The organism is Achromobacter sp. RW408 (assembly GCF_003184165.1).
GTDB classification, from domain to species: domain Bacteria; phylum Pseudomonadota; class Gammaproteobacteria; order Burkholderiales; family Burkholderiaceae_B; genus Achromobacter; species Achromobacter xylosoxidans.
The window spans coordinates 1-8,342 of sequence record NZ_QHHO01000011.1 but is presented as its reverse complement, the minus strand read 5'-3'; the positions used below and the strand labels follow the sequence as shown (position 1 = coordinate 8,342).

Annotated in this window: 9 protein-coding genes and 2 tRNA genes; 2 read left to right on the top strand and 9 right to left on the bottom strand. The window is 63.8% G+C overall.

What is annotated here, in order from left to right:
- Window positions 1-6 precede the first annotated feature (6 nt).
- A tRNA-Asn gene (locus DK459_RS01910) sits at window positions 7-82 on the bottom strand.
- A gap of 153 nt (window positions 83-235) precedes the next feature.
- Here DK459_RS01910 and DK459_RS01905 point away from each other — a divergent pair.
- Window positions 236-1,624, top strand: a complete 1,389-nt coding sequence (locus tag DK459_RS01905) for a GntP family permease (protein ID WP_006388036.1) — start codon at window positions 236-238, stop codon at window positions 1,622-1,624.
- A gap of 122 nt (window positions 1,625-1,746) precedes the next feature.
- Here the strand turns inward: DK459_RS01905 and DK459_RS01900 are convergent.
- From DK459_RS01900 to petA, 7 genes are all read right to left on the bottom strand, one after another.
- Window positions 1,747-1,822, bottom strand: a tRNA-Thr gene (locus DK459_RS01900).
- Between the two features lie 96 nt (window positions 1,823-1,918).
- Window positions 1,919-2,563 carry an imm11 family protein gene (locus DK459_RS01895; RefSeq protein WP_020925628.1) on the bottom strand — a complete coding sequence of 215 codons (645 nt, stop codon included), beginning with the start codon at window positions 2,561-2,563 and terminating at the stop codon, window positions 1,919-1,921.
- A gap of 319 nt (window positions 2,564-2,882) precedes the next feature.
- A complete protein-coding gene (locus DK459_RS01890) occupies window positions 2,883-3,326 on the bottom strand; it encodes a ClpXP protease specificity-enhancing factor (RefSeq protein WP_110134426.1) in 444 nt (147 codons plus the stop codon).
- A 12-nt stretch (window positions 3,327-3,338) separates the two neighbouring features.
- Window positions 3,339-3,950, bottom strand: coding sequence for a glutathione S-transferase N-terminal domain-containing protein (locus DK459_RS01885; RefSeq protein WP_006388039.1), 612 nt, complete (start codon window positions 3,948-3,950; stop codon window positions 3,339-3,341).
- A 153-nt stretch (window positions 3,951-4,103) separates the two neighbouring features.
- Window positions 4,104-4,958 (bottom strand): cytochrome c1, encoded by an 855-nt coding sequence (locus DK459_RS01880; protein ID WP_049054066.1) that lies wholly within the window; start codon window positions 4,956-4,958, stop codon window positions 4,104-4,106.
- Between the two features lie 24 nt (window positions 4,959-4,982).
- Window positions 4,983-6,371: a cytochrome bc complex cytochrome b subunit gene (locus DK459_RS01875; protein ID WP_006388041.1), complete on the bottom strand. Its 1,389-nt coding sequence runs from the start codon at window positions 6,369-6,371 to the stop codon at window positions 4,983-4,985.
- 74 nt (window positions 6,372-6,445) lie between these two features.
- Window positions 6,446-7,087, bottom strand: coding sequence for a ubiquinol-cytochrome c reductase iron-sulfur subunit (petA, locus tag DK459_RS01870; protein ID WP_006388042.1), 642 nt, complete (start codon window positions 7,085-7,087; stop codon window positions 6,446-6,448).
- A gap of 140 nt (window positions 7,088-7,227) precedes the next feature.
- On the opposite strand from petA, the gene mscL reads away from it, so the two are divergent.
- Entirely contained in the window at window positions 7,228-7,680 is a 453-nt protein-coding gene (gene mscL / locus DK459_RS01865; RefSeq protein WP_006388043.1) for a large conductance mechanosensitive channel protein MscL, read from the top strand.
- Window positions 7,681-8,170: 490 nt separating this feature from the next.
- Here mscL and DK459_RS01860 read toward each other — a convergent pair.
- The coding region (locus tag DK459_RS01860) for a Nif3-like dinuclear metal center hexameric protein (RefSeq protein ID WP_199234249.1) at window positions 8,171-8,342 on the bottom strand (172 nt) is incomplete at its 5' end.

Sequence of the window (8,342 nt, the reverse complement as noted above, 5' to 3'; positions counted from 1 at the left end):
ATTCTTTGGCTCCCCGAGCTGGGCTCGAACCAGCGACCTGCGGATTAACAGTCCGTCGCTCTACCGACTGAGCTATCGGGGAACAGGTAGAGGGGGCGAATTATGCACAAATTTTGCGGGGAATGCAAAACGGCCCCTCCGGGCGCGCTGGCGATGACGGTTGGGCGTCAGGGCGATCCCTTATCATGGCAACCAGAAGGTTCGCGACCTCCCACGTTTTTTCCGGATTTCATACATGTCTTCGTTCGACATCCAATTGTTGCTCACCGCCCTGGTGAGCGTCCTGGTGCTGGTCGCTCTCATCGTTTCGCGCATCCGCATGCATCCGCTGCTGGCGCTCCTGATCGTGTCGATCGGGGTCGGGTTCGCCACCGGCATGCAACCGACCGCCATCGTCAAGAGCCTGACCGACGGCGCCGGCAAGACCCTGGGCGCGGTGGGCGTGGTGATCGCGCTGGGCGCCATGCTGGGCAAGATCCTGGCGGATTCGGGCACCACCGAGCGCCTGGCCAACGCCATCCTGAACCGCACCTCGCCGCGCATGATCCCCTGGACCATGACGCTGGTGGCGTTCATCATCGGCATCCCGATGTTCTTCGAAGTGGGCCTGGTGGTGATGCTGCCGCTGATCTTCAGCGTGGCCCGCAAGCTGGAAGGCCAGGAGCGCTTCAAGGGCTCGGCCTACGTCTACGTGGGCGTGCCGGTGATCGCGGCGCTGGCGGCCATGCACGGCATGGTGCCGCCGCATCCCGGCCCGCTGACGGCGATCGCCAGCCTCAAGACCACGGTCGGCCCGACCATGATCTATGGCTTTCTCGCGGCGCTGCCCGCCATGATCCTGGGTGGCCCGCTGTATGGCGCCTTCATCGCGCCGCGCATGAGCACGCGCCCCGACGAGGCCTTGCTTGAGCAGTTCACCGCCACCCGGGCGGCCGATGCCGGCCATGGCCAGCCCGGCGTCGGCCTGGGCGTGGTGGCCGCGTTGCTGCCCGCCCTGTTGATGCTGCTGCACGCCGTGGCCGAAATGCTGCTGCCCAAGACCTCGCCCCTGATGCATGCGGCGGCTTTCCTGGGAAATCCGCTGGTCGCCATGCTGCTGGGCGTGCTGTTTGCGGCCGTGACGCTGGTGCTGGCGCGCGGCGGCGATGCCGAGAAACTGCGCGACGCGCTGGGCAAGAGCCTCAAGCCCATCGCGGGCATCATGCTGATCATCGCGGGCGGCGGCGCCTTCCAGCAGGTGCTGACCAGCGCCAAGGTCGGCGACGCCATCGTCCACCTGACCCATCAGTTCGCGTTTCCGCCGCTGGTGCTGGGCTGGCTGATCGCCATGCTGCTGTCGGTGTCCACCGGCTCGGCCACGGTCGGCATCGTCGGCGCGGCCGGCCTGCTGGCGCCGCTGGCCGGCGCCGACCCCTCGCTGAACCTGCCGTTGCTGGCGCTGTCGATCGGCTGCGGTTCGCTGTTCTTCAACTACGCCAATCACGCCGGGTTCTGGATGGTGAAGGAATCCTTCGGCATGACGATGGGCGAGGCGACCAAGACGATTTCGGTGGTGCAGTCCATCGTGTCGGTGGTCGGCCTGGTGATGGTGTTGCTGTTCGATATGTTGCCCGCGCTGGGGTGACAACGAAACGGCGCGGGGGGTGTTTGCGGCAAGACGCGTCAGCCCCCAGGAAATGCCGCGAACCTTTGGCGCCAGAAGACAAGAGCCCGGCTGTTCGGCCGGGCTTTTTCATTGGGTGCTATTGGTGCCGGTGAAAGGAATCGAACCCTCGACCTTCTCATTACAAGTGAGCTGCTCTACCAACTGAGCTACACCGGCGTGGCGTGCCTGGGGCACGCGCAGGGACTGCATTGTAATGAAAAAAGGAGATTCTTTCCGGCATCCGGCGCGCTTGCAGGACGGGGCGCGGGTGGGTCATGCCGGCCGCGGGGCCGTTGCGCAGCGCCGCCTGGCTTCCCAGCCTTGCAGCCGTTCGGCGCGCAGGGCCCGCCAGAGTTCGTCGGAGCAGAAATAGCCGCTGATGCCACTGTGCGGATACGCCGGCCGGACACCGAATTGGCGCGGCAGGCGCCAGAAGCAGCGGTTCGCGATGGCGGCCTGGTCCAGCACCAGCGGCGTGCCTTTCAGGAAAGAAAAGCCGCAGCTGGCTTCGTAGCCGGCCTGGCCCATGCCTTTGGAGAATTCGGTCTTTTCGATGATCACGGCATCGACCCGGGGCGGACACAGCAGCAGGTGGTAAGTGCGGAAAGGCCGGCTCTTGCGGCCGGGCATCATGGTCTCGACGTCGATTGGCAGGAAGCGGTGCGTGTCGGGCTCCAGCGTTTGCATCAGGTCGCGCACCCGCGCGCTGACCACGAACGGCCCGCCTTCCCATCCCAGGATCGCCGGCACGCGGCCGGGGCCGCGCAGCGTCAGGCGGATCTGTCGCGGCACCTGCGCGAGGTCGTCGTCGGACACGTCGTCGAACAGGCACAGCTTGGCAAGCAACTGGCGATCGATCTGCGGCACGAATTGCGTCGACGGTCCGCCGGCGGGCGGCATTCCGATCAGGTACGGCATGGTCTGTGGCGGCTCCTGGCGGGCTGGGCGGCGCATTGCGCGACGCGCAGGAAAAGGCCCGGTTCAGGCGTATGAGACGCGATTCCGGCGATGTTTGCAAATGATACGCACTATCGTTCCAGGTTTCAGCGTCGATTGACGTGGCTGGCCGCGTGCCGGCGCGTCCGCGCAAGGCAGCGCACGCGCCCCGTCAACTTCTTGCGGGATGCGGCGCATAAGGGGTAATGGGGGTAATGCGAATCGGCTTCCGCACCGGATCGGCGGGCCGGGCGCCACGGCAGGGGGGCGGTCCAAGCCAGCCCCCCGCCTGTTTGGCGCGTTACTTGACGATCGTCAGGCGCGGGCGCTTGGGTTCGTCGTCGCCGCCATCGTCGCCGGGCGCGGTATCGGCGTTGGCTTCGGGAGAGGCGGTGTCGGACGCGCCCGGCGTGCCGGGCGCCGGCGGTTCGTAGGGCTGCACTTCGAAGCCCATGCCGGCGCCGGTTTCGCGCGCATAGATGGCGCTGACGGCGCCCACCGGCACGTAGACGTTTTCGGTCACGCCGCTGAAGCGGGCCTGGAATTCGATGAATTCGTTGCCCAGCACCAGGCGGTTGGTGGCCAGCGTGCCGACGTTCAGGGTGATCTGTCCGTCGCGCACGTGGGCGACGGGCACCATGGTGTGCTCGTCGACCTGCACGGTGATGTACGGCGTGTAGCCGTTATCGGTGCACCATTCGTGCAGCGCGCGGATCAGATACGGTTTGGTCGAAGTTTCACCCATCACGCAACAGCCTTAGCGACGCATCACTTTTTCCGAAGGCGTCAGCGCTTCGATGTAGGCCGGGCGCGAGAAGATGCGTTCGGCGTACTTCTGCAGCGGAGCCGCGTTCTTGGGCAGCTCGATGCCGTAGTGGTCCAGGCGCCACAGCAGCGGAGCCACGGCCACGTCGAGCATGGAGAATTCCTCGCCCAGCATGTACTTGTTCTTGAGCAGCATCGGGGCCAGCTGGGCCAGGCGGTCGCGGATGTTCTGGCGGGCGTTGGCCAGCTTCTTCTCGTCGGGCTTGGCGCTGCGGTCTTCCAGCGTCGAGACGTGGACGAACAGCTCTTTCTCGAAGTTGTACAGGAACAGGCGGGTGCGCGCGCGCATGACCGGATCGGCCGGCATGAGCTGCGGATGCGGGAAGCGCTCGTCGATGTACTCGTTGATGATGTTCGATTCGTACAGGACCAGGTCGCGCTCGACCAGAATGGGCACTTGACCGTACGGGTTCATCACCGAGATGTCTTCGGGCTTGTTGTACAGGTCGATGTCGCGGATCTCGAAATCCATGCCCTTTTCGAACAACACGAAGCGGCAGCGTTGCGAAAACGGACACGTGGTTCCGGAATAGAGCACCATCATGGCGAAAAATCCTTTATGAAAAACGAAAGGCCAGCGCCCTAATCTAGCAGGCGCTGGCCCCGATTGCCAGGCGGGGGGTAGGCATACAGCCCTAACCCGCCATTATCCACCCTGGAGAAAATGGGGGCGGATAAGCCTGGCGGGGCGTTGCGGTTAGCGCACGTGTTTCCAGTAAGAGGCGTTCAGGCGCCACATCACCAGGAAGAACAAGAGCAGGAACAACATGACACCGACGCCCAGCTGCACGCGGAACGTCTGGACAGGCTCGGCCATCCAGGACATGAACGCGGTCAGGTCGGCGACGTCGTTGTCGTATGTTGCGGTTTGGGCCGGGTTGGCGGCCTTGAATTTGGCCTCGAAGGTGGCATGGCCGTGGTAGCTGGCTACCGGCTCGGCCTTGACCGTGGCAAAACCTTGCGCATCGTACACCGTCGTGACCCGTTCCCACGACTTCGGCGCGCCGTCCTTGCCTTCGACCTCGTGCATCGCCACCGTCGTCAGCTCGCGCGGACCCTGGCGTTCCCACAGCGCGTGCGGCATGCCGACGGCCGGGAACACCAGGTTGTTCCAGCCCGTGGCACGCGAGGTGTCGCGGTAGAACGTGCGCAGGTAGGTGTAGATGTAGTCGGAACCCGAGGGGCCGGCGTTGACGGATTTGGCGCGCGCGATCACGGACAGGTCCGGGGGCGTCGTGCCAAACCACTTCTTGGCGTCCTTGGCGGTCATGGCGACATTCATCATGTCGCCGACCTTCTCGCCGGTGAACAGCAGGCTTTCCTTGATTTGCTGGTCGGTCAGGCCGATGTCCTTGAGCTTGTTGTAGCGCATGGACGATGCGCTATGGCAGTTCAGACAGTAGTTGACGAACAGCTTGGCGCCGTTTTGCAGCGACGCCATGTCGTTGACGCGGTAAGGCGCCTTGTCCAGCGGAAAGCCGCCTTCGGCGGCGAAAGTGGCGGCGGTACACGTGAGCATCAAGGCCACGGCACCAATCAGCTTCTTGATCATGGTCAGTCCGTTATTCTCGTTGGCTCAGTGGGCGTGGAACGTCACGCGGTCAGGCACTTGCTTGAAGGTGCCCAGGCGGCTCCAGACCGGCATCAGGAAGAAGAATGCCAGGTACAGCAGCGTGCCGATCTGCGACGTGATGTTCAACGGCGGACTGGGCGGCTGCGTACCGATGTAGCCGAGCACCAGGAAGTTGACCATGAAGATGCCGTAGATCCACTTGTGCCACGTGGGGCGGTAGCGGATCGACTTGACCGGCGAATGGTCCAGCCACGGCAGGAAGAACAGGATGACCACGGTGCCGCCCATGGCGACCACGCCCCAGAACTTGGCGTCGATCACGCGCAGCAGCACGGCCACGACGATCAGGATGCCGGGCACGGCGATGCGCATGAAGCCCTTCAGGTTGCTCTTGACGAGCAGCGCGATGGCGCCCAGCACCGAGGCGCCGGCCAGCACCCACGTGAACTCGTCGGTGGTGGCGCGCAGCATCGAGTAGAACGGCGTGAAGTACCACACCGGGGCGATGTGCGGCGGCGTCTTGAGCGAGTCGGCCGGGATGAAGTTGTTGAACTCCAGGAAGTACCCGCCCATTTCCGGCGCGAAGAACACGATGAAGGCGAACACCAGCAGGAAGCCCGCGACGCCGACCAGGTCGTGCACCGTGTAGAACGGGTGGAACGGGATGCCGTCCTTGGGGCGACCGTACTTGTCCTTCGGGCCCTGCTTGATCTCGATGCCGTCCGGGTTGTTCGAGCCGACTTCGTGCAGCGCCACCAGGTGCGCCGCCACCAGGCCCACCAGCACCAGCGGAATGGCGATGACGTGGAAGGCGAAGAAGCGGTTCAGCGTGGCGTCGGACACGACGTAGTCGCCGCGGATCCAGATCGACAGCTCGGGGCCGATGAACGGGATGGCCGCGAACAGGTTCACGATCACCTGTGCGCCCCAGTAGGACATCTGGCCCCACGGCAGGAGGTAGCCGAAGAATGCTTCGGCCATCAGACAGAGGAAGATCGCGACGCCGAAGATCCAGACCAGCTCACGCGGTTTGCGGTACGAGCCATAGAGCAGGCCGCGCAGCATGTGCAGGTAGACGACGACGAAGAACATCGAGGCGCCGGTCGAGTGCATGTAGCGCACCAGCCAGCCCCACGGGACTTCGCGCATGATGTATTCGACGGATTGGAACGCGCGCTCGGCGTCCGGCTTGTAGTGCATGACCAGGAAGATGCCGGTCACGATCTGCAGCACCAGCACCAGGAGTGCCAGCGAGCCGAAGAAATACCAGAAGTTGAAGTTTTTCGGTGCGTAGTATTCGGACAGATGCGCTTTCCAGGTGGAGGTCACCGGGAAGCGCCGGTCCAGCCAGCCCAACAGGCCTGTCGTCTCGACGGTTTTCTCGCCAGCCATGTAACGGCTCCTTCTCTAATACGTGGCGTATTTGTTTTACTTACGTAATTCGGGAAAAAAGCGCGACGCGAGCGTCAGGCCTTGTTGTCTTCATCGACGCCCACGATGATGCGGGAGTCGGTGAGATACTGGTACGGCGGAACTTCGAGATTGTCGGGAGCGGGCTTGTTCTTGTAGACCCGGCCTGCCAGGTCGAACGTGGAGCCATGGCACGGACAGAGGAATCCGCCTTGCCAGGAGGCGCCCATGCCGCCACCGCCGCCCGTTTCGAAGTGCGAGGTGGGCGAGCAGCCCAGATGGGTACAGATGCCAACACAGACGAAGATCTCGGGCTTGCGCGAGCGACCTTCGTTTTCCGCGTATTTGGGCGTGAAACCGGGCCGCTTGGACTGGGGGTCCGCCAGGAGGGCGTCCTGGGTCTTGAGGCCGGCGATCTGTTCAGGAGACCGGTGGATGATCCAGACCGGCTTGCCCCGCCATTCCACCGTTTTCATGGTGCCCACGGGAATGTCGCCGATGTCGACCTCCACGGGGGCGCCGGCGGCGCGGGCTTTTTCAGAAGGGGAAAACGTGCTCACAAGCGGTATTGCCGTTGCGACACCTGCTACGCCACCCACAGCACAGGCGGTGGTTACCCAGAAACGTCGCGAAGGATCGGGCGGCAGATTTGGATCAACCGCACCGTCATCATCATGCACCAGCGTATCCTGACTCATCTTCCTATCCTTGTTGATGCGCCCGCTCTACGAGTAGCATCACTTCTGCGGCATCGGCTTCGCGGGAATATGTAACAACATAGCAACCGCGTATTATAGCGCCAGCCTACTGGTGGGCGTATCACGAAGGGAGTGCTTTTATGAGCAAAGCGACTGGTTTCGTCAAAGAATTCCGAGATTTCGCTGTCAAAGGCAATGCGGTTGATTTGGCGGTTGGTGTGATCATTGGGGCGGCTTTCGGCAGAATCGTCGACTCACTGGTCAAGGATATCGTCATGCCGCTGGTGAACTTCGTGCTGGGCGGATCCGTCGATTTCTCGAACAAGTTCCTGGTGCTGTCGATGCCAGCCGGTTACAACGGGCCGATGACATATGCGGACCTGACCAAGGCGGGAGCCAACGTTTTCGCCTGGGGGAACTTCATCACGATCATCATCAACTTCGTGTTGCTGGCGTTTGTGATCTTCTGGATGGTGAAGGCGATCTACAAGGCGCGCACCAAGGCCGAGGAAGCGCCGGCGGCGCCTGCCGCGACGCCCGAGGATGTGGCGTTGTTGCGTGAGATTCGGGATTTGTTGAAGAAGCAGCCTTGAAGTGAATGGAAGAGCGCCCTGTGGGGCGCTTTTTTATTGGTTCAGTGGTTGTTTGCTTGCGGGGGGATGGGCTTCGTAGGCCGCCCGGCGCGGGTGGTCGCGGGCGGGGCGCGCCTGCGATTGCGGTCCGGAGCGTTCGCTCCGGACTGCCCCGTGCTCAACCTCGTTGCCGCCTGTCGGCGGCTGCCTTCGGTTTCCGCCGGGCGCATCTGACGGCGCGCCCCGCCCGCGACCACCCGCGCCGGGCTACCGGTTTCGAGGTTTCATGCGCTGCTGGACCGAGGCGGCATGGGAGGGGCTTGTGTTGCCCGCCAAAACCGGCTGCGCGGGCAGCCGGTTTTGGCATACGTGCTTCTGGGGAGCGAGGCGGGGTGCGCTGCGCGCTGGCGGTGGGTATTGTGGGTGGCCGCCGTGGGCGTTCAGGCGGCGCGCGTCGGCGGGCAAGGGTTCGCCTGGGATCAGTGTTGCGGCCATGCCCTGTTTTCTGCTGTCACACCGGGTTGTCCAGGTCCACGAATTCGACCTTGATGCCGAAGCGCTCGGCCACGGCCTGGCCCAGGGCCTGGATGCCGTAGCGTTCGGTGGCGTGGTGGCCGGCGCCCAGGAAGGCGACGCCGGTTTCCTGGGCCAGGTGGAAGGTGGATTCGGAGGCTTCGCCGGTG

What these genes read in the sequence shown, in the direction of transcription:
- DK459_RS01905 (WP_006388036.1), top strand. Translation starts at nt 236, where the DNA reads ATGTCTTCGTTCGACATCCAATTGTTGCTCACCGCCCTGGTGAGCGTC.
- DK459_RS01890 (WP_110134426.1), bottom strand. Translation starts at nt 3,326, where the DNA reads ATGGGTGAAACTTCGACCAAACCGTATCTGATCCGCGCGCTGCACGAA.
- mscL (WP_006388043.1), top strand. Translation starts at nt 7,228, where the DNA reads ATGAGCAAAGCGACTGGTTTCGTCAAAGAATTCCGAGATTTCGCTGTC.
- DK459_RS01895 (WP_020925628.1), bottom strand. Translation starts at nt 2,563, where the DNA reads ATGCCGTACCTGATCGGAATGCCGCCCGCCGGCGGACCGTCGACGCAA.
- DK459_RS01880 (WP_049054066.1), bottom strand. Translation starts at nt 4,958, where the DNA reads ATGATCAAGAAGCTGATTGGTGCCGTGGCCTTGATGCTCACGTGTACC.
- DK459_RS01885 (WP_006388039.1), bottom strand. Translation starts at nt 3,950, where the DNA reads ATGATGGTGCTCTATTCCGGAACCACGTGTCCGTTTTCGCAACGCTGC.
- petA (WP_006388042.1), bottom strand. Translation starts at nt 7,087, where the DNA reads ATGAGTCAGGATACGCTGGTGCATGATGATGACGGTGCGGTTGATCCA.
- DK459_RS01875 (WP_006388041.1), bottom strand. Translation starts at nt 6,371, where the DNA reads ATGGCTGGCGAGAAAACCGTCGAGACGACAGGCCTGTTGGGCTGGCTG.